Raw genomic sequence first — 26,923 nt, 5'->3', positions numbered from 1 at the left:
AAAACACCAACTATAACATCAAAAACGAACTAAAAATCAGAAAAAATGACCAATTTCAAAACAAACCATTTGCGACAACTGCCCCTAACCTTCTTATTTCTGTTTTTAGCAGTAGCGACAAACGTCTTTTCGCAAGCCCGAAAAGTAATTAATTTTGACAACGGCTGGCAATTTACAAAAGGAGATGTTCCCGGTGCAGAACAAGCCACATTCAACGACACCCAATGGAGAAAATTGGATGTTCCCCATGATTGGAGCATCGAAGGGCCTTATGACAGAGCCAATCCATCCAGTCGTGGCGGCGGTTATTTGCCTACCGGAATTGGTTGGTATCGCAAAACATTTACAGTGGACAAAGCCGATGCCAAAAAAATATGCACTATCGAATTTGACGGCGTTATGGCCAATAGTGATGTCTGGATTAATGGTAAACATTTGGGGAAACGTCCCTACGGTTATACCAGTTTTACGTATGACCTGACTCCTTATTTGAACTTTGACAAGGCCAACGTTATTGCCGTGAGGGCCGACAATTCCATCCAACCTGCCTCCCGTTATTATACCGGTGCGGGTATCTATCGCCACGTTCGTTTGGTTTCGGTAAATCCAACCCATTTCAAACATTGGGGAACCTTTATCACGACGCCGGTTGCCACGATCAGCAAAGGAGTTGTCAACCTGAAAGTAGAAATCGACAACAAAGGAATCGCCGGTGACTACAAATTGCAAATCGATATTCTGGACAACAAAGGAACGGTGGTGAAAACTGTCGAAAGCCTGAAAAATATTGCTGCAAACGCAACTGGATTGATTTCGCAAGACATTGAAATCAAGAATCCAAAATTATGGGGTTTTGAAGAACCTAATTTATACACTGCCACCACCAAATTATATTCAGGAAAGACTCTTATCGACAATCAAAGCATTCCATTTGGAATTAAAAAAGCAGAATTTATTGCCGAATCCGGTTTTTGGTTGAATGGCAAAAATTATAAACTAAAAGGAGTTTGTCTGCATCACGATGGTGGAGCCGTTGGTGCCGCAGTACCTTTGGGCGTATGGAAAGAACGATTCAAAAAACTGAAGGAAGTGGGCGTCAATGCCATTCGTACCTCACACAATCCCGTTGCTCCAGAGTTTCTTGATTTGTGTGACCAAATGGGTTTTGCCGTAATGGACGAAACTTTCGACACCTGGAATTCTGCCAAGCACAATGGCGAAAAAGGATATAATTTATATTTCACGGACTGGTGGGAACAAGACACGAGAGATGTTATTTTGAGAGACAGAAACCATCCTTCCATCGTGATTTACAGCATTGGAAACGAAATACACGACAATCTAAGTTATCCTGAAGGATACAAAAAGTATAAAATGCAGGAAGACGTCGTGAAAAAATATGACGACACCAGACCGGTAACAATGGCACTCTTTAGACCCGCCAATTCCAAAGTATATCTTAGCGGTTTCGCCGAACAAATGGATGTCGTGGGACAAAATTACCGTGAAAACGAACTAGTCGCTGCCCATGAAGCACACCCAACATGGAAAGTATTGGGTACCGAAAACACCCATGTTCTTGTTCAATGGTTGGCTTTACGCGACAAACCGTATATGGCAGGCCAATTTTTATGGACCGGTTACGACTATCTCGGAGAAGCCGATTGGCCGGAAACCACCAACAACCAAGGGCTGTTTGACAGAGCCGGAAACTGGAAACAACAATCCTTGCAAAGAGACAGCTGGTGGTCAACGGAGCCCGTGGTTCACATCGTGAGAAAATCTGAAAATGCAGGAGCAGGAAATTGGGTGGCCGATTGGACGCCAAACGATTTTGACACCTACGACAATGCCAAAGTGCAGGTTTACAGCAATTGCGACGAAGTGGAGCTTTTCCTTAACGACAAATCATTTGGAACGGTAAAAAAACCGGCGGATGATTCGCCTAGAGAATGGAATGTCACTTTTGAAGAAGGCACCATCAAGGCAATCGGAAAAAACAATGGTAAAATTGCTGCCCAAGAAGTATTTGCAACTGCAGGGAAACCGTCAAAAATTATCCTTACCCAAAGCAATCCAACACTGGCCAACAACTGGGACGATGTTTCTTTCATCACGGCAACCATTGTGGACAACAAAGGCGTTAGATGTGCCAATGCAGACAACCTGATTAAATTCAGCATCACTAATTCAGGCAAGATTATTGGCGTGGACAACGGCAACATCATCAGCCATGAAGATTACCTCTCTCCTGAAAGACATGCTTTCAGCGGTAAAGCAATCGCCATTGTGAAAGCCTCACAAGATTCAGGTAAAATCGAGATAAAAGCCAGCGCAGAAGGTTTGGAAGCAGGATCGATAATCGTCGAGATTGTTTCCGATAAAAAATAATACCGATTGTAGTATTACACCATAACGATTTGGATTTAAACCATTAAGTAAATTAATAAAATTAAGATTTGTAATGTTCTTAACCTTCTTAATTTACTTAATGGTTTTAAAAAAAACACTCGAAGTGACGGATAAAACCCTTAACTTATGCATTACACCAAAAAATCAGAGAGCAGTCGTTGCTGGAATCTGTCTATGGGTTTCAAATCGACATTGGTGGCTTCATCGGACACGTCAAAAGGATCGTCCAAGCCGCAAATAAGCAAATACAAATAGCAAAATAAAAAAGTGATGGCGGAGGTTACCAGATAATCGGCTGCGGGAGTCTTGAATTTGGTAATCAACAAAAGCGACATTACGATCATCAAGATGCTTTGGAGCAAGGTATATGCCGGTTTGATGAAATTGTTTCTCGAAATCGAATAGGCTCTCGTGAGTTGTTTTCGCATCGCGTTGGTGTTTTCCTGAATGCCTTTTATGGCTTCTTTATCGACTCCCCTTTCGGCAAAATAATAGGCAATTTCGTTTGATTTCCTAATCAATGGAAAGATTACGTTCGAGTCTTTTTCAGTCGAATAAATCCAGCCAATGATCCCTTCGGTGATATTCAGCATTTCCTGGCGCAAGAAAGGACTGTCCAAGTTTTCCTTGCACAAATCCGTCGTGCCCGTTCTGGGTGCCCTGAAAGCCAAATAAATCCAGTCCTTGATGGCTTCGAGATTGGAAGCTATTTCGCCCGGAATTTTTTCGCTTTCCTTAAAGTCAGACATGGTGGCTGCCAGCAACAACCCAAACACAAAAAAGGCTCCCGTAAACACGATGGTGATATCCGAAAGCTCTATCAAGTCGTGTATGTCTTGCCCATAAACGGACAGGTTTTTCAATAGAAAATTCTTGATTCCCAGAATAACCATGGCGGCAATAAATGATTTTATGATTATGGCCCGGTTTATTATGTACTTCATTTTTTGTTTTGTTTTTTTCGCAAAGTAAGAAATATATCCAGAATTTGAAGCTTTTTTTTGATTCCAAACATTCCTCAATCACTTTGAAGGCTCATTTAAATAATACCTGTCTTTTTGTTATTTGTAAGTATTTATTTCTATATTTGAAATTAAATAAAGTATGACGTTTATCATACATATCTAACCAAAATTGGGTGGCTTTGTGTGATTTTGTCACACATATAAACAAGTTAGGCATCAGTTCAGCCGAACTGACGCAGGTAAAAATTATTTAGAAATCATCTTAAAATATAATTTAATGCTAATAAAAATCATAATAAGCATAATTCCAGTTATTGCATTTTCCATTTTTTGGGTTTGGACAAACCAATTGATAAATTCCAAAATAACCAATATTGGAGACAGAACTAAATACAAAAAGTATTTTAGAGAAAATATATCTGACCTTTTCGCACCTGTCTTCTTGATTTCATTAATAATTATTTTAATTTTCTTCTCAAAAGAAGAAAATACGAAAGAGGGAAATTTTGCCATAGTTTTTATAGTTATGAAAATTATTTTATTAATTCCTCAAATTGGAATTGCAAAAATTAAATTTGAATATGTAAAAGCGGACATTATAAAACTGAAAACGAATACCGAATCTGAAATCATTAGTAACTTAAAATAGAACCGAATGCCTAACAGCCACTACAACGGATTTGGGCATTTGGCTTAATGGAAAGATGGTTTTGTATTTGGGATGATTTGGCAAATCCGAAAAATGGTCTTAATTTAACCCCAAACCCGCTGTAGTGCCAAGACGTTAGCGGTAATTTTAAACGACACAATAAAAATTGAAATTGACAACCAAAACGAAAAAAACAAACCGAAAATCAGCTGGAATTAGCCTGACGCCATATTTAATTATTGCAGGAGTATTAGGACTTGCCTTGACAGTTTATATTGGCTATAGAGCTTCAATAAGTGACAGAAAATTATTTTCAATTAGTTTAATTGCATTATTCGCTGGACTTCTTTTTGAAAGTATTAGAGTTTCGGGCAGTTGGAAAACAGTAGCTGGAATTTTTGTCGGGACTTACTTATTTAGTTTATTAAGTTTCTTACCGGGAAAACGTGAACGAATTTACAATTTTGAAAACCATATTGAGATGTGGCCATATTTCTTCATTTTTATTTTCGCACTGTTTTTTGGAATTGCATATAAGGACAAGGTAACTTCAAAGCTTACTGAAGGAATTACTTTATTACTATCAATTTCATTAATCTACTGGGCTATTGACTATGGATTTACAAATTATCATAATTGGTTTTCAATTTCTTTAATGACAATTGGTTTGCTACTTTCAATCTTTTCAATAGTTAACGCATTGACACATTTACATCTTTCAAGAACAAACAGATTAACTCTAAGTATTTGGAGCACTATTATAATGTTTGCATTTGCAATTGATAATATTATTCGTGTATTCAGCAATGCAGACATTGAAAGCTCATATTTATCAGACGGACTTTACATTAGTTTGCAATTTTTTTTAATGGGAGTTTCGGCAGTTTATATAATGCAGAACTATATGCTACTTGCTGCGTTTTTGCCAAGTAAAAATGGTAACTACAAAAATGACCTTAAAGAAAACAAGAAAGACCACATTGACAGATACTCGGACGAACAAGTAAATGTTGGGCAATCTTTATTTTGTATCTTATTTACTGGGACAGTTTATTGGTTAAATCATAAATTTCAATTATTACCAAGACATACAATGATTTGGCTTGTATTCCTGACTTTTCCATTTTTATTACATTTAAAAACATTAGTTAATGGACAGAAAAACTACCGCTAACAGCCATTTGGCGAGATTGGGCAATTGGCTTAATGGAAAGTTGGTTTTGTATTTGTATGATTTGGCAAATCCGAAGAATGGGCTTAATTTAGTCCCAAACCCGCTGTAGTAGCGGGACGTTATGCACCATATTAACTGACCGAATTAATGAAATCGACTGAAGAAAAACTACTAATTGAAACTATTGTATCGTTTGAGAAAACAGCAAACGAAATGATAAAATTATTAGCAGTAGAATATCAGCTAGATTTAAGCGAACGTTTTCCTTTTGCTAAACTTATGTCAAGGCAGAATAATCTTTGGAAAGGTAGCCTAAACACAAACTGGACTTATTGGTTTCACGGAGATGCTTGCGATTTTGAAAACTTACAAACTAAACAATACTTGCACGTAATAATTAATCGTGAATCGAATTACGGAGCAATTGACAATTTCTATCTTTTTAAGTTTATGCAAACTACAGATTCTTTAAAACATGCTTCTGAAATTCTAAACTCTGAAAGTATTTTTTATGAAGTATTGGCCGATTTAGAGAAAAAGAAAATTGTTATAAATATTGATGAATGGCCTTTGAAAACTTTAATATTAAATAAAAAATACGGTGCATAACAGCTACTACAACGGATTTGGGCAATTGGCTTAATGGAAAAATGGTTTTGTATTTGGGATGATTTGCTTCGCCTGTTCGCTATCGCTCGGGTGGCAAATCCGAAAATAGGGCTTAGTTTAGTACCAAACTCGCTATAATACCAGAACGTTATGTATTATGCCGTAAACAACGGAATAAATAAAATCAAATGGTGATAGAATCAAAATTTAGAAAATTATTTTGTATCAGAATAGGAATTGGGCTTTTCCTATTTTTATTAATTTTATCTTTTTGCGTAAATGGATTGAAAAATCCTGACGAAACCACAAAACAATCTTTAATTCCTGCATTTGTTGTTTTGTTCTTTATAATATATCTTTCAATAGATTTATTTAAAGATTTTACTTTGAAAATTATGGAAAATGGTATTGAAAAAACTTCACTAATATTCCGTACAAAACAATTTATTGCTTTCGATTCTATTTCAAGCTTAAACAAACAAAAAACAAGATTAAGAAGTACACGTGGAATTAATATAACTGATGGATATCATTATAGTATTTTGCAATTTAAAAATGGTAATACTTTAATTATTTCACCAGATAATTTTGAAAATTATACTGAAATTATAGAAGCTATAAAAAGTAGAATTGAATAAATGCAAGTTGCATAACAGCTAATAAGACGTATTTAGTCAATTTGCGTAATAGAAAGTTGGTTTTAGTTTTTTCACGGACAGACATAGGCACCAATTTTAGAATGACTGGCCTTTCAATAATTTAAGTTGATTAAAAAATGGAGAATACAGAAAAGCAAAAATTATACTTTGACATTCTTGGAGACCCAAATAGTACAGAAAGAGAAAAGTATAAATATTACATCCAAAATGACGATTACGCTTTGATTTTAAAAGATAAAGTAAAAAAAATTGTAACGGAAAAAGGGTTGAGTTCCATAATGAATGATACTAAATGGTTGAAATTACAAAGTTCAATAAAGAAATTACCGTTTCCACCTCCATACATTGAAAAACTTATACTTGAGAATAAGGCTTTTGAAGATGTACAAATAAATGATGCCCCAGAATGGTTCGGTGATTGGAGTCCATTTTATCAAGAAGGCATGTGTTTGTTTTTTGCAATTGAATACATGAAGGTTAGACCTCGTTATGCTGAACACGCTGGAAACTTAGTTGCTCCAAAAATACATGACGAAACCGAAGAATTTGAACAGCTTTTAAAAGAGTTGCACATACCTTACGAAGAGGACAATGGAACTTTTATGATATACGGATACAAATAACACCTGCCACCAGCTACCACGACGAATTTACTTCGTCCGTTCGGCTTGCAGCCTCGGGTGGGCAATAGGCTTAATGGAAAGATGGTTTTGTATTTGGAAATTTGTGTTTAACCGAAAAATCTCGCGTCTTTAATCCCCAACCTCGCCAAGCGCCAGAACGTTGTGCGCCATTATAAAAAACAATACTAAATTGAAAAATATATTATCTAAAGCATTTTTATTTTTAATGATTATTGGAGTAATCTATATGTTCATTAAGGGTTATAAATACAAACAAGAAATTGAAACTAATCGTGGAGAAACAATTTGTAAATATACTTTCTGTAAAGAATATCCAAAAACAAATTCTGCATTTGTAAAATACTTTGTAAATGGTAAAGTGTATCGGAATCAAGCAGGACGATGTCCTGACAAATATTCGCAAACAATAAACAAATATTACGAACTGAAATATTCCAAAATTGATCCAAACAAAATTATTGTCGATTTTTCAAAAGAAGCTAAAGACAAAGCATTAATCGCCGAACTAGAGTCGAAACTTACTTTTAAATATTGGATGGAACATTAATAACGTCGCACAACAGCCACTCCTATGTAAAGCATCGTAAAGTTATTCACAACTTTTGAGAGGGTTATATGTCGGTTATTTTTCGAGTATAGAATTCCATACCAACGGCTTGTTGAAAAAGTTGGAAACAACTTTTTTGTTATATTTGATGCAACTCAAACGAAAGTTTTTTCACAGACTGACGTTAGCAGCCATTTTAAAAAGCCCCTACCAATGAAAAAACTTATCCCAATCCTGATGCTCTTTACCGCTTGTATGACAAATTCAAGCAAAGTTGACAAAGCTCAACCGTCAAAAGAAACTTTACCACAACAAACTTCCCAATTAAAAGAAACAAATATCGAACCTGAAATTAAAATACAAACTTTGACATTTAGTTATAATCCATATTCCCCTAGTGGTGCGAAATGGTATGAATCAAAATTTAGCAAGGATCCCAAAAACAGGATTAGATATTGGTTGGAACCCGAAAGTACATTGTTGGTAAATGCAGATACATTGTATCGTGGAAGTTTACCACTACAAATAAGACTAACAGGGCAAATGTTCGATAAAAATAATTACCCGGTTGGAATAATTTTAGAAAAGGTTCGTTTAGACGAAGACGCAAAAGTATTCAAATATACAAAAATTGAGGTGTTAAAAAATGGAAGCAAGAAAAACGGCAACTAACAGCTACAACGGATTTACTTCGTCCGTTCGGCTTGCAGCCTCGGGTGGGCAATTGGCTTAATGGAAAGTTGGTTTTGTATTTGGGAGTTTTGGTAAATCCGAAAATAGGGCTTAATTTAGTCCCAAACCAATAAAACTATACACAATATCAACAACAGCATCGAATGAAAATGTACATCATCGTAAAGGACGACATTCCAGACAAAATAGTTCCAGTAATAACTGCACACGCTGCATTGGCTTGTTATAAAAAATTCGAAACCAATGCCGACATGACAAAATGGATTAATGGAATATTCAAAAAGGTGGTGTGCCTAGCCAATGAGATTGAATTTGACAAACTGAAAAATGAAACTGATTTTGTTCTATTGACGGAATCTTCGCTTGACAACAGGGAAGTTTGCTTGGCTTTTTGCCCAAGAGAAGAATACCCCAAAAAATTTAAATTTCTAAAAATGTGGACTCCCCAAAATAGCTAAAAAATGGAAAATCAGGTTTATAATTGGTTGGTCAAAAAAGGAAATATTCAAATTCAAAAAAACGAAGATTGCATTTCGCTGCAACTGGACTACGAGAATGGTGAAAATTGTTTGCTGACACATTCCGACACTAATGAAATAATTGACCTATTAATCAACATCTCAAAACAGATTTGGGAAGATCCCGACTATCAAAGAAAACCGTATACCAATCAACTTTTCAAACAGATTGACAACGAATACCATTGGGAAACTGAAACCTCGCAAATTCTAATAAAATATAACGAAGTTGAAGATGCAATTGAAATTAGACATTCCGGAAATAGCAGAATGAATTTAGAAATAAACCATGTTGTAGAGATGATACAAATTTTGGAACATCTAATTAAATAGAAAAACTGTGCCTAACACACGTTTCAAACCATTTCCTCGTTCTCGTTAAATACAAGCAATAAATTTCATAACTTCGTTTTTTCTGGCAAAAAAAACCGCAGTTCTTAAACTGAAAACGGCTTGAAGCGACGTGAAAACGTTAGCGATCATGGTACAACGACACTATCCGGCAATCGGAATTCTATCAAAAAAATAACAGAAAATATTTAATTTTATTAATTTAAAAAAGAATGCGATGGCAAATAATAAAGTTACACTTCACAGAGTTTTTACGGCAAGTCCTGAAAAAGTATACAAAGCTTTCACGGATGCCGACGCCATGGCGGCTTGGTTACCGCCTTATGGTTTTGTTTGCAAAGTTCACAGCCTGGATTTCAAAATTGGCGGTAAATACAAAATGTCGTTTACCAATTTTAGCACGGGCTACAGTCATTCATTTGGTGGAGAATATTTAGAAATCATCCCCAATGAACTATTGAAATATTCAGACCAGTTTGACGACCCCAATTTACCGGGGCAAATGATTACCAAAATAGAATTGCGAAAAGTATTATGTGGCACGGAACTTATTGCTACACAAGAAGGAATCCCTGATGTAATACCGACTGAAATGTGTTATTTAGGTTGGCAAGAATCGTTGGACAAATTAAAACGTTTGGTAGAACCAAATATTCCAGATGCATAACTAAACAAAATAGTATAAAATTTAAAAAAATGGCAAAACAAATTTTCATCAATTTAGCGGTAAAAGATCTGCAAAAATCTTTGGACTTTTATACTGCATTAGGCTTTACAAACAACCCCCAGTTTTCGGACGACACTGGTAAGTGCATGGTTTGGAGCGAAAACATTTTTGTAATGATTCTGACACACGAAAAGTTTGCAGGCTTTGCGACCAAACCCATTGCAGACACAAAATCAAAATTGGCAGCAATTTATGCACTCTCGGTTGACAGTGTTGACGAAGTAAACAACATCGTGACAAATGGACTAAAAGCTGGTGGGAAAGAATCTGGCGAGATGCAAGATTACGGTTTCATGCAACAGCGAACCATTGAAGATTTTGACGGACACACTTGGGAAGTATTCTATATGGACATTTCAAAATTTCCAGCCAAGTAACCCGACGGACAATAGGCACTTTTAGTTTTAAGAAATAATTTCAAGAAGCCGTTTCAAAAGATAATTTGGGGCGGTTTTTTATTTCCAATTATCGAGCAATAGACAAACTCACTTCCTGGTTCAATTTCAAGTCAGAATCGTGTTCGAAGAAAATGGCTTTTCTTTCGAAAGCGGCTTTGACCAAATAATGACTTCCCTTGAAATAACATTGCTTTACGACCGCTTTGAACTTTCCATCTTCAACCACTTTTAGTTGATGTGGATACAATAACAGCGTTTGGTCTGCTTCATCCATATCCGTAAAATAAGATTGTTTCATCTCGTTTACTTCTCCAAAAAGGGAAGCAACATAAAAACTGGGAGGACTGTCATAGAGTTCTCTTGAACTTCCTTTTGCCTTCAACTTTCCATTTTGCAACACGATGGTTTCGTCTGAAAAAGACAAGGCTTCGGTGCTGTCGTGAGTTGCAATGACACAGGTGATTTGTTTTTTCTTGAAATAATTGAACAAATTACGGCGCAAGGAGTTTTTCCGGAAAGAATCGATCTGGCTAAAGGGTTCGTCCAATAATAGAATTTCGGGTTCCAATGCCAAAACTCTTGCCAAAGCCACTCTTTGTTGTTGGCCTCCGCTAAGGTATTTTGCTTTTACTTTGGCAAATTCGGTCATTTCAACCATTTCCAACAGTTCTTTTACGCGTGCTTTTTTCTTGTCTTTGTAGATATTGGACAAAAATTTCCCCACGTTTTCTTCGACAGTGATATAGGGCATTAAGTCAAAATCCTGCGCCAAATATTTGATGTAATCTTCACCCGGAATCAGGTTGAATTTTGGCCCGAGTATTTGCTTGTCATTATAGTGTATTTCGCCATTGTCCAGATCATGTAAGCCATACAAAAGTTTCAACAAGGTACTTTTACCGCAACCGCTTTCGCCAATTACGGCCACATTTTGACCTTTCGAAATTTCGAAACTGATATTTTCGATAACGGGATTTTCTATATAGGTAAAGGAAATATTTTTTATTTGAAGCATTTTCTGTGTTTAATGGTGCAAATTTACAATGTTTATTAAAAGTAAACCTTTATAATTTTAATGAATTTAGATTTTTAAAAAGCATTTTTCCAAACATGTACCTAATAGCAAAAGCCCCAATTCCACTAAAGAATTGAGGCTTTCGATTTTTCAGGAGACCAGTGTTTATGCCTTTTTGTTCAAAGAAGCACTCAATTCCATGGAAATGGCGGAACGCTCCATTTTCAGTTTTCCAGCCATTGTTTCGATAACAACGGTTCCTTCTGAAAGCTCGGCCACTTTACCGTGAAGACCACTTTTGGTAATAATTTTATCGCCCACTTTCAATGCACTTTCGAATTCTTTTTCTTGTTTGGCTCTTTTTTGTTGTGGTCTAATCATGAAGAAATAGATAACGACAAACATTAATAGAAACGGTGCAAATTGAGTTAATTGTTCCATAATTTTAAATTCTTTTTGTTATTTGATTATTGTTTTTTATTGTGTTTTTGCTTTTTACATTAACCCGCGACCCACTTTCTGGATTCTGTTGTCGGTTTGCAGTTCTTTAACCAAATTATCCAAAATCCCGTTGATGAAAATGCTGCTTTTTGGAGTGGAATATTCTTTGGCCAATTCCAGGTATTCATTCAGGGTAACTTTCACCGGAATGGACGGAAATTTCAAAAATTCGCAAATCGCCATTTTAAGGATAATGGTGTCGATTTCGGCAATCCTGTCGCTATCCCAGTTTGGGGTTTTATCGTCATATTCCTTGGCCAATTCTTTCTCGTTCAAAACTGTTTTCCTGAACAAATCCCTGACAAAATCCTTGTCTTCGTTGTCCTTGAATAATTTTGGCACCCTGAAACCACCTTCTTCCACATTTTTAATGGCTTTCAATTGCTTGATAATCTCCGTGTTTACCACCGGAATATCGTCAATCCAGGTCAGTTTGTTGTCTTCCAGGTATTCGTATAATTTCTCGTTTGGAACAATTACTTCCATAAACAAATCAACGATGAAATCCTTGTCTTCCTGGAATGTGTTTACCGAATTACCCATGTAATTTTGGTACAATTTGCTTTGCTTGATGTCATTGAGAAGCAACAAAATATAGTCGTCGTTCAACGTCCAATTGTCTATTTTTCGGTTTTCCAATGCTATGCTCAACGAATTATTTTCGGCAAGGATTTGAAAAATGGCGTTTTTGATAAACTTTTCGTTGGGTTTGCGCTCTTGCGGAGTAGCTAAATGTTTTTGGCTGGACAAGTGCAAAAAAACGGTTTCTTTTTTGCAAATTTCTATCAAGGAGGATAGCATTATAAGGTATAAATCCTGAATGGCATCGATGCTGTAATAAAGGAATTTTTCTTCTTTTTCTAAATTATCTGAACCATTTTGATGCATCGCATAAATGGATTGCATAACCTTAACGCGAATGTGTCTTCTGTTTACCACCTTGTAAGAACTTTTATTAAATTAGTTTGCAAAAATAAGAATTTCATTTTTTAAAATAAGAATTAAACTTGAAAAATATCTGAATTTCATCTTACCTTTGGATTTATTAAGAATCACCAACCGTTATGAAGGAATTACGCTATCTCAATAAATATTTCATCCAATACAAATTCAGCTTTTTGCTGGGAATCATCATTACCATTGTTGCGCAAATTTTTTCCCTGTTTACTCCAAAACTGATCAGTAAATCATTCAAGGCAATCGAAGATTTCGCCAAAGATGAAACGATCTCCAAATCATTCATCCGGCAGGAACTCATCTCCGATATTCTCCTGATAATTGCCACGACAATCATAGCGGGTTTCCTGACTTTCCTGATGCGACAAACCCTTATCGTGATGTCGCGCCACATCGAATTCGACTTGAAAAATGAAGTATTTAGACAATACGAAAACCTTTCGCAGAATTTCTACAAACAAAACCGTACGGGAGATTTGATGAACCGCATCAGTGAGGATGTTTCCAAGGTAAGAATGTACGTTGGCCCAGCCGTGATGTACACCATAAATACCGTTATCCGTTTTGCCATCGTCATCGTGTACATGTTCAACGTGTCGCCGAGGCTGACATTGTACACCTTGCTTCCCTTGCCCCTATTGTCGTATGCCATTTTTAAAATCAGTTCCGAGATCAATAAAAGAAGCACCATTTTTCAACAATATCTATCCAAAGTTTCCAGTTTTACCCAAGAAATATTTTCGGGAATCCGAGTTATAAAAGCCTATTCATTGGAAGACCAGCACCAAAATAATTTGGTGCAATTGGCGGATGAAAGCAAAAGCAAGAGTTTGAGTTTGGCCAGAATACAAGCTTTATTTGGCCCTTTGATGATGGCACTTATTGGAATAAGCAACTTGGTCGTGATTTATTTTGGCGGATTGATGTACATCAACGGAACCATAAAAAGCATAGGAACCATTGCCGAATTTATCCTGTACGTGAATATGTTGACTTGGCCTGTAGCCTCTTTGGGTTGGGTTTCTTCGATGGTCCAGGAAGCCGAAGCCTCCCAAAAACGCATCAACGAATTCCTGAAAATAGAACCGGAAATACAAAACACCAATCCCGGAAAATCAATTATTGAAGGTACCATCACTTTCGAAAATGTAAGCTACACTTATGAAGACACCAACATAAAAGCATTGGAAAACGTGACTTTCACGGTACACAAAGGCGAAACTTTGGCGATTTTAGGAAAAACAGGTTCGGGAAAATCGACCATTGTTTCCTTGATTTCTCGCCTGTATGATGTTACCCAAGGACACATTGTCATTGATGGAAAAGAAATTAGCACCGTCAACTTGCACGATTTGCGAAACAGCATCGGAATTGTGCCGCAAGATGCCTTTTTGTTTTCGGACACCATCAAAAACAACATCAAGTTTGGTAAAGAAAACGCCACCGACGAGGAAGTGCACGCCGCTGCCAAAAGTGCCGTGGTTCACGACAATATCATAGGTTTCAGCAAACAATATGAAACCATTCTTGGCGAAAGGGGCATCACGCTTTCCGGCGGACAAAAACAAAGAGTTTCCATAGCAAGGGCGATTATCAAAGATCCGGAAATCCTGCTATTTGACGATTGCTTGTCGGCAGTGGATACCGAAACCGAAGAAACGATTTTGAACAACTTACTGGAAATTTGCAGAGACAAAACCACCATTATTGTAAGCCACAGAGTCTCTTCGGCAAAAAATGCAGACCGAATAATCATCCTCGATGAAGGACGAATTATTGAACAAGGTTCTCATAATCAATTGATAAATGAAGACGGCTATTATGCCGCCTTGTACTTGAAACAACTTTCTGAAAAAGAATTGCAATAATTGTTGTATAATACATATATTTTTTAGATTTTTGGTTGATGCTTAACAACACAAAATAGACTGAAGGATTATGAGAGAAAATGACATGTTAGAAAAGGAAGAGATTTTTTCAAAGGTATTAAGAGCTGGAAGAAGAACTTATTTCTTTGATGTAAGAGCCACAAAAGCGGACGATTATTATATCACCATTACCGAAAGCAAGAAGTTTACCGAAGCTGATGGTTCTTTTCACTTCAAGAAACACAAAATTTATTTATACAAAGAAGATTTTACCGCTTTCACGGAAATCTTGGAAGAAATGACTTCCTACGTCTTGAACCACAAAGGCGAAGAAGTAATCTCTGAAAGACACCAAAAAGATTTCAAAAAAGAATATGCAGGCGAAGCTTCGGAAGGAGAAGAACTGGCATTGCCATCAACATCAAGTTTCACCGATATTGATTTTGACGATATTTAATTTTCAAACAAACCATATAATTAACTAACCAAAACCAACCTGATTAAGTCCGAAAATTGAAAGATTTTCGGACTTTTTTTATGCCCAAAACCTTTTACCCCTAGAGAAGAAACAGCCCCTTTCATAAATGCAAATACCCATGAATACAGAACCAAAACTGTAACATGGGTAAATGCATTATAACTAACTAACTAACTATCTTTAATAAGCAGGGTTTTGACCATAATTCCCTGAATCTAATGCTATTGCCGATAATGAAATCGGACGTAAAATTTTATAATGCCCCCCTTTTCCTAAAAACGCATCTATTCCCGAGTCATAAAGCCTCTTTATTTCTGGTTTTCTTGCTTTGATATAATCCACAAGTTTTCCTGTACCAATAAAACGAGATGTACAAAATCCTAAAACACATTGGTTTTACAATTGAAAACAGTGCTTTTTTTTTAATTTTCTGAACAGTATTAATATTAGACTTAAAAATATCCAAGGAGAAAAAAGTTACTTTCTCCTTGGAATAAAATTATGATCAAATTTGAACCATCTTTTTACTTATAATCTGGATTTTGTTCCAGTTTTGTATTACGATCAAGTTCATTTTGCTGTAGTGGCAAATAGTAATTCTTTTCTAAAAATTGCATAGGCTGAGAACCAACTGTACTCATTCCATCTAATTTAGCTACGGCAATTTTCCATCTTTTCAGGTCAAAATAACGCAACCCTTCCATCGCCAATTCAACTCTTCGTTCGTTACGTATATATTCTCGTAATAAATCTTTAGTGCTATAGCTACTTTGAACCACTTCTGGCATATTAACAGTTGCTCGAGCACGCACCTTATTTATAGCGGCATAAACTGTAAGATCAGGACCTGTAGACTCGTTTTTCGCCTCTGCATACATTAACAATACATCAGCATATCGCAAGTGGATATAATCCTGATGAGATGTAGAAGCTGTAGCCCCTGAAATTGGTATTTTAGAAAGATCTACATATTTTTCCATAATAAAACCTGTAACACTTGGGTTATCAATAACCTGGCTTACCAGTGTATTAGGATTTCTCCAAGTTTCATTTGGCAATTTCATAGTCATATCCAATCGAGGATCACGGTTTATATAATTGGTATTTACAAGTGGTGAATCGCTTGATGATTTTCCATCTATCATCTGGTAGGAATCGGCAAAAGCTTTGAATGGTTGCAACATTGACCCATTTGCCATTTCTATCTCATATCCAGCAGGCTGTGGAGTTAGTCGCTGCGGATTGCCCGCAGCATAATTAGTAGAAAACATAATTTCACAATTCACGGAAGGATTTACCTGTCCATCAACAATGAACAAATTTTTATAACTATTAGCCAGTTGAAATTTACCACCATCAATAATTTGCTTTAACACTGTTGCAGATTCAGCCCATTTTTCTTGAGTCAGCAATACGCGACCTAGCAAAGCTTGGGCACTGCCTTTTACAGCATGTCCAGAATATTTTGTGTCTGGAAGATTGGAAATAGCAAAATTAAGATCTTCTTCAATGAAAGCATAAATTTCGGCTTTAGAACTTTTTGCTATTCTTCCTTCTTCAATTGTTGAAAAATATTTTTTGTAAACTGGCACTTCACCAAATAATTGAACTAGATCAAAATAACACAAAGCTCTGATAAATCTCACCTCGGCTTTATAGATATTCATTTGGGCTGGCAAAACATTGCCTTTAGCCTGATCTACATTATCCAGAAACAAATTACAACTTGTAATGGCACGATATGGCGAAGAGTACATATTATCGATGGCCCCGCCTGATGATGGTGAAATATTACCAAGTGTCATTTCGAATATATTTCTCTGATTAAAGTTGGGACCGCAATAGGTATTGTCTGTTAACCCTTCAAAATAAATTCTTTCATACCCCAGGAAATTTTGCTGCAGACGAGAATATACACCTGCCAATCCCGTTTCTACATCTGCTTTAGTTTTCCAAAATCCTTGGCTGGCAACACTGTCTAAAGGGTTTTTGTCCAGAAAATCACTATCACAAGAAGTGAAGCAAAAAACCAACAAAATGATAATAGACAATTGTGAAATTTTATACATTTTAGTCATAATAGTACTTATTAGAATTTAACATTAATACCGAAGTTTATTATACGAGCCTGTGGATACGAAAGATAAACATTCTGATAACTGGTTAAAGATCGTTCTGGATCCTGACCTTCGAAATTAGTGAAGGTTAGTAAATTATCTCCAGAAACAAATATTTTGAAATCTTTAAAATTAATTTTATTTATCAAGCTCTCTGGCAAAGAATAAGACAGCATTACACTTTTCAATCGAAGATATGATCCGTCTTGTAAAAAGTAAGTTGAATTGCTATAATTATTTACACCTGCATATCCGTCAGTATGCAATGCTGGAAGCGCATTTGTCGGATTTTGTGGAGTCCATGCATCGCGCCATTTTGGCATTGGAGGCATTCCTCCCGCAAAAGGTTGAGGCCCCCAAAAAGACATGATGGATTTTTGCCCCTCTACTCCTTGGAAGAAAATATTCAGGCTAAATCGCTCATAATCAAAATTAAACCCGAAAGAATAATCAAATTTTGGATACAAACCAGCTACTGGCTGACGGTCATTACCATCAATAACTCCATCATTATTAACATCTTTCATTTTCAAATCACCTGCCTTAGGATTAGGATTCAAGGTACTCTTTGGAAATTTAGGATCTGTAAGATCTGCTATCTGGACAGTTCCATCCCAGATGTACAAGTTCATTTCATTGTAAGGTTGACCGTTGGCTTTAATCGTGTTTCCTAAAGAAGGAGCACTTATGTAAACTACTTCATTCTTGTATTTTGACAACATAAAATAAGTGTCGTAGTTTAATTTTCCAATATTGTTCTTGTGTGTCAAAGACAACTCAAAACCACGATTTCGCATTTTCCCATCGTTCATTGTAGGATCTGCCAATCCCATACTTATAGGTATTGGTTGCTTGGCAAGAATGTTGGAAGTATATTTATCAAACCAATCGAAAGTAGCCCCAAATAATCCATTCTTAATATTGAAATCAAAACCCAAATCTGTTATACTAGTGGTTTCCCATCTCAAACTTTGATCTTTGAATGTATTCACTACCGCTCCTTGAACAAGTGTAGATTCGTATGGATATGAATTCGTGATATCCATATTGTCCTGATATGCATAAGCACCAATATCAGAGTTTCCTAACACCCCGTAGGACGCTCTCAATTTCAATTCTTTCAACCAATTAACTTTGTTTTTAATAAAACTTTCTTCAGAAACTACCCATCCTAAAGATGCCGAAGGAAAAACTCCCCAGCGGTAATCAGGAGACACTTTGGATGTTCCATCATAACGGATATTACCTTCAAAAAGATATTTGTTTTTGAAACCATAATTAACACGTCCAAATACCGATTGCAAGGCCCATTCATAAGGAGCACTATAACCTAACATACGTGCTGTTTGCTTGAACAACTCTTGGTTAGTGGCTGTATAAGCTTGTAATTCGGTAAGCGCTGGATTTACTGAACTAGATCTAGTAGCTCTCAATTGTTGGTGTCTGAAACTAATCTGCTCGTAACCACCCAGAGCCGTAAAATCATGATTCTCTCCAAATTTGGTGTTGTATGTTGCCACGGAGTAGAATGTTTTCGTAATATCTTTTGAATAATCATCCGTTACTCCAAGTACATCGGCATTTTTAGGAATCGCAAGATAATCTCCAGTTATCTTGTCTCTTTCATGTAAAGAATAAGCCGTGTAATTTTGCTGGTGCATTTTATAAAATACATCCACGTAATTAATAGCCACTTTTGATGTCCAAGTCAACCCTTTGAAAGGCTTTATGTCCAGAAAAATCTGTGGATTAACATTTGTCTCTTTATAATACTGATTTCCCATCACAAAAGATTCCTGGAGACCTGGTCTACCACGAATAGGAGCCTCAGAAGCATAAGCTCTTGTTACTACACGCCCACTGCCGTCTGGCAAATACGGTTCATTAAGAGGACTCGCAGTATAAATATACATTGGAGTAAATAAAGAATTCGCAGAGGGCTGCCCCGTATATTTACTGGTTAAATTTATTGTAGTTCCCAGTGTTGCCCATTTTTTAAGTTCTATATTATTACTTATCAACCCATTGTATCTTGAAAACTTGTAACCTGGAATCATTGAATTTTGGTCTAAAATATTTAAAGATATATTGTAAGTATTGCTTTCTCCCCCACCTGAAATGGAGAGGTTATTATTTTTTACGATTGCATCCTGAAACCAATAGTCAAGGGCATCAAAATTCGGAAACTCTTTGCTACCAGCCGGTGCATTGCGATAATCATTAATATTTTGCTGAGTAAAAGGTATAGGTTTCCCATCATTGAGAGATGCCGTGTTCAGCATTTCCATATATTCTACAGAATTGGTAATAAATTTAGGCAATCTAGTAGGTGATTGGACAGAAAGGTTGGTAGTAAAATTAATTACAGGAGTTCCTTTTTTACCTTTTTTTGTGGTAACCAAAATTACTCCATTGGCTGCTCTCGCTCCATAAATTGCTGCAGAGGAAGCATCTTTCAACACCGTAACATTTTCAATATCGGCTGGAGAAAGGTTATTAAGAGATCCTGCAACTCCATCAATCAAAATTAACGGATCGTTACTTGCCCCATAAGACCCCAATCCTCTAATTCGTATAGTAGGATTATCCAATCCTGGTTCTGCACCTGGCTGTGTAACATTCACACCTGTCAAACGACCCTGAAGCAAGTTGGACGAGTTTGTTTGAGGTCTAGCAACCAATACTTTTCCTGAAACATTGCCCACTGAACCTGTTAAATTTACTTTCTTTTGAACACCATACCCCACAACAACAACTTCGTTTAATGCAGCCGGCTCTTCCATCAAAACAACCTTTATGCTATTCTGGTTATTCACGACTACGTCTTGTGTGACAAACCCCATAAACGATACCGAAAGTGTAGCCTTTTGACCAGAAAGAGTCAACTTGAATTTACCGTCAGAATCAGTTTGTACGGCATTGGTTGTCCCTTTTTCAAGTACATTGGCACCTGGCAAAGGCAGTCCGTTGCTGTCAACAATTTGGCCCACAATTTCATGTTGCTGCATAATTACGGGAGCCGGAGCTGGCGCAATTATTTGCGAAGTGGTTTTGGGAGAGGCACTTTTTTTGACGGTCAACAAAATTTGACGATCATTTATCTTGTACTCCACATTTGTCCCCTTGAACAAAACCTGTAAAACATTGGAAATATTTTCTTTATTTACATCTATTGAAACCTTTCGATTCAAATCAATTTTGTCACTTTCGTATAAAAATCTAAATTCTGAAGTAGTTTCTATTTTATTAAAAACCTGTCCCACTGTAATCTCGTTTGTTTTCAACGTGATTTTTGCATTTTGAGAATACGTGTAGGCTTGAACTTTTAATAATGAAACCAATAATAAAATGGTGGTGAGTTTCATTTTTAAACTAATTTTAGGAAAATATGGGCATGCCAAGTTCCTCTTAATTATTTTTTTCATAATTTTGGTTGGTTATTTAAATGATTTATTTGTGTAGGTCGTTTAATACACCTTTTTAAGCCGGAAAATACTGATCCTATTTTTCGGTTTTTTTTAAGTGTAATTTTTTTGATTTCACTTTATTTCATAGGCTTGTCATTTGGTAATGGTTATCGAATTTGTTTTAGTAATTTTATAATCAAAAGAGTAAATCTTGCTCATGGCATCCATCACCTCATTGATGGATTCTATGTTTCTGTCAAAAGAACCACTGAATTTTACGTCATCCAATTCTTTATTGTTGTTGGTAATGGAAACGTTATAAGTGCGCTCCAGTTTTCGCGCTATTTCCTTGAATCCAATTCCTTTGAAAGCAATTTCTCCTTTCATCCAGTTTGTATATTGTTTGGTATCTACTTTTTCCAATGAAAAAACGGCAGTTCCCGATTTATCGAATGCACCTTTAAATCCTGGTTTCAACATGGTTCTATCTGCCGGTTTTTCGGATGAACCCAATGCAACGGAGCCTTCAACCAAAACCGTATTTACCGTTTTGTCTTCCGCATAAGACGAAACATTAAATTTCGTGCCCAATACTTTAACTCGAACATCATCCGCATTCACTACAAATGGATGTGCCTTGTCCTTTGTAACATCAAAAAAGGCTTCCCCTTCCAGGAACACTTCCCTTTTCATTCCTTTGACAAACTGCACGGGAAACTTCAAACTACTGCCTGAATTCAAATAAACATGGGTTCCGTCAGACAAGGTGATATTGAATATTTTTCCGTTTGGAATTTGAATCGTGTTATACACCAATTCCTTGACACTCGAAGCCGAAACATAATTCAATTCTTTTCCTTTTTGGTTTCCCACAACTTGGCCATTCGACAAAACCACTTGATCATTCCCCCCAACTTTCAAAATTTGGACCTCTCCATTTTCCAAAACCAATTTTATCTCGTCATTGGCCAGTTTCACATCTGGATTTAGGGTTCTATTCTGTTGAAAAAGAAAAAAACAGCCCAGCAAAACGATTAGGACAGCAGCATATTTTAATAATTTCTTCCATAAAGGCACCACTGGTTTCGAATATCTCTGTAATATATCTTGTAATTCTTCCCAATTTCTATCCACATCCATTGAATCAACCAAACATAAAGCTTCCTCAACCAACCCCTCTTGATATAGATTATTAACCAACTCTTGTTCTTCGATACTTAACTGCTCCAATTTTTCAATATCTATTTTCCCATTAGAGTTTATTTCTCGAAGAATCTTGATCACATTTTGATGGATTTCCATAATCAATTTATTTGCTTATCACTTAATCGTTATAGTTATGTTGTAAAAAAGGAAGTTTAGGGTGACAAGAATTTTACTTTTTTTTTCGATAATTTATTTATTTTTTCGATAATTTATTTTTTTTATGATTTTTTTTACTAACTATGCAATCATATAAAACCTTTTTTAAACATATAGAAAATGTCTGCGGTTATGGATTTAACAAAATTCGAGGCTTTATACAAGGAAAATTTCGCTTTTTTGTCATTGGTTTCATTTCAAATAACCAAAGACAAAGAAGTCTCCAAAGACATTGTACAAGAATTTTTCATCTATTTCTGGAATAAAAAAGAAGAGATAAACATTACGACTTCATTTAAATCTTATGGTTCAAGGGCAGTAAAGAATTTGAGTATTCAACACCTTGAAAAAAGCAAACAAATTGTTTCGATAGAGAAAAACAAGCTTGTTCCCGACTCGGAAGAACCTGTTTTTTTTGAAAAAATGGAGGAGGGCAAAATTTCAAAAGTCATGAAGTTGTTGAACCAGTTACCAGAAGCTCGAAGAAACATTTTCTTGGCTCATGTCGTTGACAACAACAGCTATTCAGAAATTGCCGAGAACGAAAACATTTCCATCAATACCGTAAAAACACAAATGAAACGTTCCTATTCTTTCTTGAGAGAAAAAATGGACACTTGCATCTTAATATTGACAATAACCCTTTTTAGATAAGGAATTATAAAAGAAAAAGAAGGTTCTCAAGAGCGATTAGAGCGTTCCAGATCCTTCCATCTCAAAATGATTAACCAAAACCAACCTGATTAAGTCCGAAAGTTGAAAGATTTTTGGACTTTTTTTTTATTGGAATAGTATTGTACTTTTATAAAAAAAATGAAAATGAAAAAAACCATCGTGTCTCCAATATGGCTTTCTGAACATTTAGAAGATTTAGATTTAATTATTTTAGAAGCTAGATTAGACCAAAATCAATCTAATTTAGAGAATCAATTTCAGGATATACAAATTAAAGGAGCAATAATATTTGACATAAAAAATACTTTTAGCGACATACAAAATCCTTTACCCAATACCTTTCCTTCTGTTTCTCAATTTACTATTGAATGTCAAAAATTAGGCATCAACAAAAACAGTACAATTGTCGTTTATGATACTTTAGGAATTTACCTGAGTCCTAGAGTTTGGTGGATGTTTAATGCAATGGGGCATTCTAATGTTTACGTTTTAAACGGTGGTCTTCCAGAATGGATAAAAGAAGGTTTTCCTACTGAGATTCAAAAGAAAAACACCTATTCCACAGGGGATTTTGAAGCTAAACTTCAACCGGAATTAATCAAAAACAAAGAGCAGATTCTGAAAAACATAAACTCAAAAGAAGCCGTTTTAATTGATGCGAGATCTCCGGATCGTTTTCATGCCACGATAGAAGAAACAAGAGTTGGTATCAGAAATGGTCACATTCCGGGTTCCATAAATATCCCTTTTGGCAATTTATTAGAAGATGGAAAATACAAATCAAAGGAAGCTTTATCTGAAATATTCAACTTAAATGACAAGCCTATATATTTTACTTGTGGTTCGGGAATAACAGCTTGCATTCTCTTGTTGGCAACGGAACTTATTTCAGATAATCCAAAAGCGGTTTATGATGGTTCTTGGACAGAATGGGGGCATTCCACTACTTTACCGATTGACAAATAATATAAAAATTCAACTATCAAATCCGGAAGTCGAAAGATTTTCGGATTTTTTATTTCTCCAATTTTCGATTACGGTATGTTAAATCAAATACAAATACCCCAAATCAATATTGATATTAGAAAAAGGAGTGTATTTTTGCCATGCGAAATTTATTTTATGACCATTATCACCTATACACTATCAAATTACAGCTCTTTTCTTAAAGGGAATTTTGTGTTTGGTGCCAAATTTTCGCATTCAAAAGCCTTTGTCAATTAGACCTTCGTCTATATAAAACAAACTACTTCAGACGAAGGTTTTTCTATACTATTCCGAAATTTAAAAAATTATTGTTGAAGCTATTTACTTTTATGGTAATTAGTTATTTGACTTATTCGTTTCTATACATTCTACAAAAAATTAATACTAAAATAAATGAACATGAAACCAACTCCTGTTTTAACAATGACCGATTATACTATTCTTAGAAAATTGGTAAAAAATGCAAAAGATGCCACAAACATTAGAGAAATCGCCTTGCTGACACAAGAGCTAGACCGAGCAATTGTAAGCGAAGAAAACACTCTTGACCAAGCCATTATCCGAATAAATTCGTGTGCTGTAATTGAGGATATTAATAGCAAACAACAAATGAAGATTCAAATTGTCATGCCTTCGCAATCTAACCTAAAAGAAGGAAAAGTGTCTGTTTTAGCCCCATTGTCAGTGGCGATTATTGGCTTTAAAGAAAATGATCAGGTGGATTGGTTATTGCCGTCCGGAAATAAAGTTTTAAAAATAATTACTGTAACAAATGACTAATTCGCTTTTTAAACACCTCATATTGTGAAGGTGTTTTTTTTTTATCCAATGCGCAAACCATTTTCAATCTTGAAATCGGGCGCCAACAAAATCACGTCGCCTTCCTCGCCCACTGCCCCCAGAACCAGGCATTCGCTCATAAATTTTCCGATTTGCTTTTTGGGGAAATTAACCACTGCCACAATCTGTCGATTCAGCAAATCTTCTTTTTGATAGCGTTTGGTGATTTGGGCGGAAGTTTTTCGGATTCCAATATCGGAACCAAAATCAATCGTGAGTTGGTAAGCCGGCTTTCTGGCTTCGGGGAAATCATTGACTTCCAGAATTGTCCCCACGCGCATTTCCACTTTTTCGAATTCAGTCCAAGTTAAATCCATTGTATTGTTTGTCATTGAAATTTGATAATCTATGCAGACTAATTTACGGTTTCCAGTCCAAAAAACAATACTTTTTCATAACTTTAAACTTTCAACAAAAACAAACAAAATGTCAAATACCCCATCAAAGATGTTGGCTCTCGGAACCATTGCCCCCGAGTTTTACTTAAAAGACACCAACTCTGCCGATTCCCATTTTTCTTTTTCGGACATCAAGGGCGAAAAAGGAACCCTCGTCATGTTTCTCTGCAATCACTGCCCATTTGTGCATCATGTTCTTGGAGAAATTGTGCGAATTGCCAATGATTACCGGGTGCAAGGCATTGGATTTTTGGCTATTTCCAGTAATGATGTCGTGAATTATCCACAGGATTCACCTGAATTGATGACCGAGTTTGCTTTCGAGAATAATTTTGAGTTTCCCTACCTTTATGACGAAACCCAGGAAGTGGCAAAAGCATACGATGCGGCTTGCACACCCGATTTCTTTTTGTTTGACAACCAAGACAAATTAGTCTATCGTGGCCAATTGGACGACAGCCGACCAGGAAACGGAATTCCGTTGAGCGGAAGCGATTTGAGAGGCGCCATCGACGGCGTGATTTATAATCGAATCATCAATTCCAATCAAAAACCAAGTTTGGGTTGCAATATCAAGTGGAAGAAATAAAAAAAGCATTCATTTTTAATGAATGCTCTTTTGAAATTTTATAATTGTGAAGTAATATAATTTGATATTGCAGCTATCTGGACATCATCTAAACGTGCTTTTTTCTGCATTTTAACCAAGATTGGTTTCCATTTTTCTTGACTAAACTTCTTGGGCTCATACAACGCATGACATTTAACACAGTTATTCACGTACAAGTTTTTTCCATGTTGCACTAATTCCGGACTAATACTTCCTTCTTTTGGAACATCTGCCGCAACCACCGTTTTTTTACTGGAGCAAGAAGCGATAAATACAGCTGTCGCTGCTAAAAAAATTAATTTGATTTTCATTTGGTTTAGATTTTTTGGTAAACATAAAAAAAATCCCAATATCTTTTACAATATTGGAATTTTAAAATTTATTGAACATTGCAGCTTGAAACTGCGACTGAATATTATTTTACGTCCATTAATTCTACGTCGAAAATCAAGGTAGCATTTGGTGGAATTACTCCTCCTGCTCCACGAGGTCCGTATCCCAAATCAGACGGGATAACGAAACGAGCTTTATCGCCCACTTTCAACAAGGCAATTCCTTCGTCCCAACCTTCGATAACTTGACCTTGACCCAATCTAAATTCGATTGGTTTTTTTCTTGGATAAGAAGAATCAAAAACTTTTCCGTTCTCCAACGAACCTTCATAGTGAACAGAAACCGTTTTTCCAGATTGTGCTTGTTTACCGTCTCCTTTTTGGATGAATTGGTAACGCAAACCACTTTCTGTTTTTTCGAAACCGGCAGCCAATTTTTCCATTTTTGCTTCAGATTCCGCTTTCAAGGCTGCATCACGTTTAAGTCTGGCACCTTTCAAACCCACGAAAGCTTCAATGGCATTCCAGTTCTTGGCTTCCTCTCCCACTCGGATGATTTCAAGAGTTTGCAATGCATCACCTTGGGCAATGGCGTCAACTACGTCTTGACCTTCAACCACGTTTCCAAAAACAGTGTGCTTGTCGTCCAACCATGGTGTTGCCACGTGCGTGATGAAAAATTGGGAACCGTTTGAACCCGGTCCAGAGTTTGCCATCGACAAAACTCCCGGTGCATCGTGACGCAAGTCTTGGTGAAATTCGTCGTCGAATTTGTATCCTGGATCTCCAGTTCCAGTACCTTGAGGACATCCACCTTGAATCATGAAATCTGGAATTACTCTATGAAAAGTCAATCCATCATAGAATTTTACCCCTTGAGGTTTTACTTTATTTTCCATGTTTCCTTCTGCAAGAGCAACAAAATTCCCTACAGTTCCCGGAGTTAAATCGTGTGTTAGTTTTACCAAAATCGAACCTTTTGCGGTGTTGAATTTAGCGTATATTCCGTTTTCCATTTTTATTGTTTTTT

28 protein-coding genes are annotated in these 26,923 nt (G+C 36.2%); 18 read left to right on the top strand and 10 right to left on the bottom strand.

Annotation, left to right across the window (positions count from 1 at the left end; all coding sequences use genetic code 11):
* Positions 1 to 45 precede the first annotated feature (45 nt).
* Positions 46 to 2,391, top strand: a complete 2,346-nt coding sequence (locus BUC16_RS15360; protein WP_084546293.1) for a glycoside hydrolase family 2 TIM barrel-domain containing protein — start codon at positions 46 to 48, stop codon at positions 2,389 to 2,391.
* A 152-nt stretch (positions 2,392 to 2,543) separates the two neighbouring features.
* Here BUC16_RS15360 and BUC16_RS15355 read toward each other — a convergent pair whose 3' ends face one another.
* Positions 2,544 to 3,356, bottom strand: coding sequence for a hypothetical protein (locus BUC16_RS15355; RefSeq protein WP_141226181.1), 813 nt, complete (start codon positions 3,354 to 3,356; stop codon positions 2,544 to 2,546).
* A 298-nt stretch (positions 3,357 to 3,654) separates the two neighbouring features.
* Between BUC16_RS15355 and BUC16_RS15350 the strand changes: the two genes are divergently transcribed.
* The 11 genes from BUC16_RS15350 (at position 3,655) to BUC16_RS15300 (ending at position 10,325) form a co-directional block, all read left to right on the top strand.
* Entirely contained in the window at positions 3,655 to 4,026 is a 372-nt protein-coding gene (locus BUC16_RS15350) for a hypothetical protein (protein WP_073371693.1), read from the top strand.
* A 166-nt stretch (positions 4,027 to 4,192) separates the two neighbouring features.
* On the top strand, positions 4,193 to 5,200 hold the full coding sequence (locus BUC16_RS15345; RefSeq protein ID WP_073371692.1) for a hypothetical protein: 1,008 nt from the start codon (positions 4,193 to 4,195) through the stop codon (positions 5,198 to 5,200).
* A gap of 147 nt (positions 5,201 to 5,347) precedes the next feature.
* Entirely contained in the window at positions 5,348 to 5,809 is a 462-nt protein-coding gene (locus BUC16_RS15340) for a DUF6896 domain-containing protein (protein ID WP_073371691.1), read from the top strand.
* A 188-nt stretch (positions 5,810 to 5,997) separates the two neighbouring features.
* A complete protein-coding gene (locus BUC16_RS15335) occupies positions 5,998 to 6,447 on the top strand; it encodes a DUF6585 family protein (protein WP_073371690.1) in 450 nt (149 codons plus the stop codon).
* A gap of 137 nt (positions 6,448 to 6,584) precedes the next feature.
* Positions 6,585 to 7,091, top strand: a complete 507-nt coding sequence (locus BUC16_RS15330) for a DUF6678 family protein (protein ID WP_084546291.1) — start codon at positions 6,585 to 6,587, stop codon at positions 7,089 to 7,091.
* Positions 7,092 to 7,281: 190 nt separating this feature from the next.
* Positions 7,282 to 7,659: a hypothetical protein gene (locus tag BUC16_RS15325; protein WP_141226179.1), complete on the top strand. Its 378-nt coding sequence runs from the start codon at positions 7,282 to 7,284 to the stop codon at positions 7,657 to 7,659.
* 213 nt (positions 7,660 to 7,872) lie between these two features.
* On the top strand, positions 7,873 to 8,331 hold the full coding sequence (locus BUC16_RS15320; RefSeq protein ID WP_141226178.1) for a hypothetical protein: 459 nt from the start codon (positions 7,873 to 7,875) through the stop codon (positions 8,329 to 8,331).
* A 164-nt stretch (positions 8,332 to 8,495) separates the two neighbouring features.
* Positions 8,496 to 8,810 carry a peptidyl-tRNA hydrolase gene (locus tag BUC16_RS15315; RefSeq protein WP_073371687.1) on the top strand — a complete coding sequence of 105 codons (315 nt, stop codon included), beginning with the start codon at positions 8,496 to 8,498 and terminating at the stop codon, positions 8,808 to 8,810.
* A 3-nt stretch (positions 8,811 to 8,813) separates the two neighbouring features.
* Positions 8,814 to 9,203: a hypothetical protein gene (locus BUC16_RS15310; protein WP_073371686.1), complete on the top strand. Its 390-nt coding sequence runs from the start codon at positions 8,814 to 8,816 to the stop codon at positions 9,201 to 9,203.
* 235 nt (positions 9,204 to 9,438) lie between these two features.
* On the top strand, positions 9,439 to 9,888 hold the full coding sequence (locus tag BUC16_RS15305; protein ID WP_073371685.1) for an SRPBCC family protein: 450 nt from the start codon (positions 9,439 to 9,441) through the stop codon (positions 9,886 to 9,888).
* 29 nt (positions 9,889 to 9,917) lie between these two features.
* Positions 9,918 to 10,325: a VOC family protein gene (locus BUC16_RS15300; protein ID WP_073371684.1), complete on the top strand. Its 408-nt coding sequence runs from the start codon at positions 9,918 to 9,920 to the stop codon at positions 10,323 to 10,325.
* 88 nt (positions 10,326 to 10,413) lie between these two features.
* Here BUC16_RS15300 and BUC16_RS15295 read toward each other — a convergent pair whose 3' ends face one another.
* The 3 genes from BUC16_RS15295 to nusB all read right to left on the bottom strand — a co-directional run bounded on the left by BUC16_RS15295 (position 10,414) and on the right by nusB (position 12,768).
* Positions 10,414 to 11,361 carry an ABC transporter ATP-binding protein gene (locus BUC16_RS15295; RefSeq protein WP_073371683.1) on the bottom strand — a complete coding sequence of 316 codons (948 nt, stop codon included), beginning with the start codon at positions 11,359 to 11,361 and terminating at the stop codon, positions 10,414 to 10,416.
* Positions 11,362 to 11,526: 165 nt separating this feature from the next.
* Positions 11,527 to 11,802 carry a preprotein translocase subunit YajC gene (yajC, locus tag BUC16_RS15290; RefSeq protein ID WP_073371682.1) on the bottom strand — a complete coding sequence of 92 codons (276 nt, stop codon included), beginning with the start codon at positions 11,800 to 11,802 and terminating at the stop codon, positions 11,527 to 11,529.
* Positions 11,803 to 11,856: 54 nt separating this feature from the next.
* The gene (gene nusB / locus BUC16_RS15285; RefSeq protein WP_073371761.1) at positions 11,857 to 12,768 is read right to left on the bottom strand and encodes a transcription antitermination factor NusB; all 912 of its coding nucleotides are present in this window, start codon (positions 12,766 to 12,768) and stop codon (positions 11,857 to 11,859) included.
* Positions 12,769 to 12,926: 158 nt separating this feature from the next.
* Here nusB and BUC16_RS15280 point away from each other — a divergent pair, with 158 nt between their 5' ends.
* Together BUC16_RS15280 and BUC16_RS15275 are read left to right on the top strand one after the other, a co-directional pair.
* Positions 12,927 to 14,687: an ABC transporter ATP-binding protein gene (locus tag BUC16_RS15280; RefSeq protein WP_073371681.1), complete on the top strand. Its 1,761-nt coding sequence runs from the start codon at positions 12,927 to 12,929 to the stop codon at positions 14,685 to 14,687.
* Between the two features lie 70 nt (positions 14,688 to 14,757).
* A complete protein-coding gene (locus BUC16_RS15275) occupies positions 14,758 to 15,144 on the top strand; it encodes a PUR family DNA/RNA-binding protein (protein ID WP_073371680.1) in 387 nt (128 codons plus the stop codon).
* 545 nt (positions 15,145 to 15,689) lie between these two features.
* Here BUC16_RS15275 and BUC16_RS15270 read toward each other — a convergent pair.
* From BUC16_RS15270 to BUC16_RS15260, 3 genes are all read right to left on the bottom strand, one after another.
* Entirely contained in the window at positions 15,690 to 17,243 is a 1,554-nt protein-coding gene (locus BUC16_RS15270) for a RagB/SusD family nutrient uptake outer membrane protein (protein WP_073371679.1), read from the bottom strand.
* A gap of 11 nt (positions 17,244 to 17,254) precedes the next feature.
* Positions 17,255 to 20,647, bottom strand: a complete 3,393-nt coding sequence (locus BUC16_RS15265) for a TonB-dependent receptor (protein WP_073371678.1) — start codon at positions 20,645 to 20,647, stop codon at positions 17,255 to 17,257.
* Positions 20,648 to 20,842: 195 nt separating this feature from the next.
* The gene (locus BUC16_RS15260; protein ID WP_073371677.1) at positions 20,843 to 21,991 is read right to left on the bottom strand and encodes a FecR family protein; all 1,149 of its coding nucleotides are present in this window, start codon (positions 21,989 to 21,991) and stop codon (positions 20,843 to 20,845) included.
* Positions 21,992 to 22,183: 192 nt separating this feature from the next.
* Here BUC16_RS15260 and BUC16_RS15255 point away from each other — a divergent pair, with 192 nt between their 5' ends.
* From BUC16_RS15255 to BUC16_RS15240, 3 genes are all read left to right on the top strand, one after another.
* Positions 22,184 to 22,705 carry a sigma-70 family RNA polymerase sigma factor gene (locus BUC16_RS15255; RefSeq protein ID WP_170860885.1) on the top strand — a complete coding sequence of 174 codons (522 nt, stop codon included), beginning with the start codon at positions 22,184 to 22,186 and terminating at the stop codon, positions 22,703 to 22,705.
* Between the two features lie 165 nt (positions 22,706 to 22,870).
* Positions 22,871 to 23,692: a sulfurtransferase gene (locus BUC16_RS15250; protein WP_073371760.1), complete on the top strand. Its 822-nt coding sequence runs from the start codon at positions 22,871 to 22,873 to the stop codon at positions 23,690 to 23,692.
* A 414-nt stretch (positions 23,693 to 24,106) separates the two neighbouring features.
* A complete protein-coding gene (locus BUC16_RS15240) occupies positions 24,107 to 24,493 on the top strand; it encodes a GreA/GreB family elongation factor (RefSeq protein ID WP_244534376.1) in 387 nt (128 codons plus the stop codon).
* 41 nt (positions 24,494 to 24,534) lie between these two features.
* On the opposite strand, the gene BUC16_RS15235 is transcribed toward BUC16_RS15240, so the two are convergent.
* A complete protein-coding gene (locus BUC16_RS15235; RefSeq protein WP_073371758.1) occupies positions 24,535 to 24,870 on the bottom strand; it encodes a tRNA-binding protein in 336 nt (111 codons plus the stop codon).
* A 109-nt stretch (positions 24,871 to 24,979) separates the two neighbouring features.
* Between BUC16_RS15235 and BUC16_RS15230 the strand changes: the two genes are divergently transcribed.
* The gene (locus tag BUC16_RS15230) at positions 24,980 to 25,540 is read left to right on the top strand and encodes a thioredoxin family protein (protein ID WP_073371674.1); all 561 of its coding nucleotides are present in this window, start codon (positions 24,980 to 24,982) and stop codon (positions 25,538 to 25,540) included.
* A gap of 38 nt (positions 25,541 to 25,578) precedes the next feature.
* On the opposite strand, the gene BUC16_RS15225 is transcribed toward BUC16_RS15230, so the two are convergent.
* Both BUC16_RS15225 and BUC16_RS15220 read right to left on the bottom strand, forming a co-directional pair.
* Complete coding sequence (locus BUC16_RS15225) at positions 25,579 to 25,872, bottom strand: c-type cytochrome (protein ID WP_073371673.1); 294 nt, start codon at positions 25,870 to 25,872, stop codon at positions 25,579 to 25,581.
* A 104-nt stretch (positions 25,873 to 25,976) separates the two neighbouring features.
* On the bottom strand, positions 25,977 to 26,909 hold the full coding sequence (locus BUC16_RS15220) for a peptidylprolyl isomerase (protein ID WP_073371672.1): 933 nt from the start codon (positions 26,907 to 26,909) through the stop codon (positions 25,977 to 25,979).
* Between the last annotated feature and the right edge of the window lie 14 nt (positions 26,910 to 26,923).

The organism is Flavobacterium fluvii (assembly GCF_900129545.1).
Lineage (GTDB): Bacteria > Bacteroidota > Bacteroidia > Flavobacteriales > Flavobacteriaceae > Flavobacterium > Flavobacterium fluvii.
This window is presented reverse-complemented; position numbering and strand designations above follow the sequence as displayed.

Coding starts and splice junctions, on each gene's coding strand:
- BUC16_RS15360 (WP_084546293.1), top strand. CDS start 46: ATGACCAATTTCAAAACAAACCATTTGCGACAACTGCCCCTAACCTTC.
- BUC16_RS15355 (WP_141226181.1), bottom strand. CDS start 3,356: ATGAAGTACATAATAAACCGGGCCATAATCATAAAATCATTTATTGCC.
- BUC16_RS15350 (WP_073371693.1), top strand. CDS start 3,655: ATGCTAATAAAAATCATAATAAGCATAATTCCAGTTATTGCATTTTCC.
- BUC16_RS15340 (WP_073371691.1), top strand. CDS start 5,348: ATGAAATCGACTGAAGAAAAACTACTAATTGAAACTATTGTATCGTTT.
- BUC16_RS15335 (WP_073371690.1), top strand. CDS start 5,998: ATGGTGATAGAATCAAAATTTAGAAAATTATTTTGTATCAGAATAGGA.
- BUC16_RS15330 (WP_084546291.1), top strand. CDS start 6,585: ATGGAGAATACAGAAAAGCAAAAATTATACTTTGACATTCTTGGAGAC.
- BUC16_RS15320 (WP_141226178.1), top strand. CDS start 7,873: ATGAAAAAACTTATCCCAATCCTGATGCTCTTTACCGCTTGTATGACA.
- BUC16_RS15315 (WP_073371687.1), top strand. CDS start 8,496: ATGAAAATGTACATCATCGTAAAGGACGACATTCCAGACAAAATAGTT.
- BUC16_RS15310 (WP_073371686.1), top strand. CDS start 8,814: ATGGAAAATCAGGTTTATAATTGGTTGGTCAAAAAAGGAAATATTCAA.
- BUC16_RS15305 (WP_073371685.1), top strand. CDS start 9,439: ATGGCAAATAATAAAGTTACACTTCACAGAGTTTTTACGGCAAGTCCT.
- BUC16_RS15300 (WP_073371684.1), top strand. CDS start 9,918: ATGGCAAAACAAATTTTCATCAATTTAGCGGTAAAAGATCTGCAAAAA.
- BUC16_RS15295 (WP_073371683.1), bottom strand. CDS start 11,361: ATGCTTCAAATAAAAAATATTTCCTTTACCTATATAGAAAATCCCGTT.
- yajC (WP_073371682.1), bottom strand. CDS start 11,802: ATGGAACAATTAACTCAATTTGCACCGTTTCTATTAATGTTTGTCGTT.
- nusB (WP_073371761.1), bottom strand. CDS start 12,768: ATGCAATCCATTTATGCGATGCATCAAAATGGTTCAGATAATTTAGAA.
- BUC16_RS15280 (WP_073371681.1), top strand. CDS start 12,927: ATGAAGGAATTACGCTATCTCAATAAATATTTCATCCAATACAAATTC.
- BUC16_RS15275 (WP_073371680.1), top strand. CDS start 14,758: ATGAGAGAAAATGACATGTTAGAAAAGGAAGAGATTTTTTCAAAGGTA.
- BUC16_RS15270 (WP_073371679.1), bottom strand. CDS start 17,243: ATGACTAAAATGTATAAAATTTCACAATTGTCTATTATCATTTTGTTG.
- BUC16_RS15265 (WP_073371678.1), bottom strand. CDS start 20,647: ATGAAACTCACCACCATTTTATTATTGGTTTCATTATTAAAAGTTCAA.
- BUC16_RS15260 (WP_073371677.1), bottom strand. CDS start 21,991: ATGGAAATCCATCAAAATGTGATCAAGATTCTTCGAGAAATAAACTCT.
- BUC16_RS15255 (WP_170860885.1), top strand. CDS start 22,184: ATGGATTTAACAAAATTCGAGGCTTTATACAAGGAAAATTTCGCTTTT.
- BUC16_RS15250 (WP_073371760.1), top strand. CDS start 22,871: ATGAAAAAAACCATCGTGTCTCCAATATGGCTTTCTGAACATTTAGAA.
- BUC16_RS15240 (WP_244534376.1), top strand. CDS start 24,107: ATGAACATGAAACCAACTCCTGTTTTAACAATGACCGATTATACTATT.
- BUC16_RS15235 (WP_073371758.1), bottom strand. CDS start 24,870: ATGGATTTAACTTGGACTGAATTCGAAAAAGTGGAAATGCGCGTGGGG.
- BUC16_RS15230 (WP_073371674.1), top strand. CDS start 24,980: ATGTCAAATACCCCATCAAAGATGTTGGCTCTCGGAACCATTGCCCCC.
- BUC16_RS15225 (WP_073371673.1), bottom strand. CDS start 25,872: ATGAAAATCAAATTAATTTTTTTAGCAGCGACAGCTGTATTTATCGCT.
- BUC16_RS15220 (WP_073371672.1), bottom strand. CDS start 26,909: ATGGAAAACGGAATATACGCTAAATTCAACACCGCAAAAGGTTCGATT.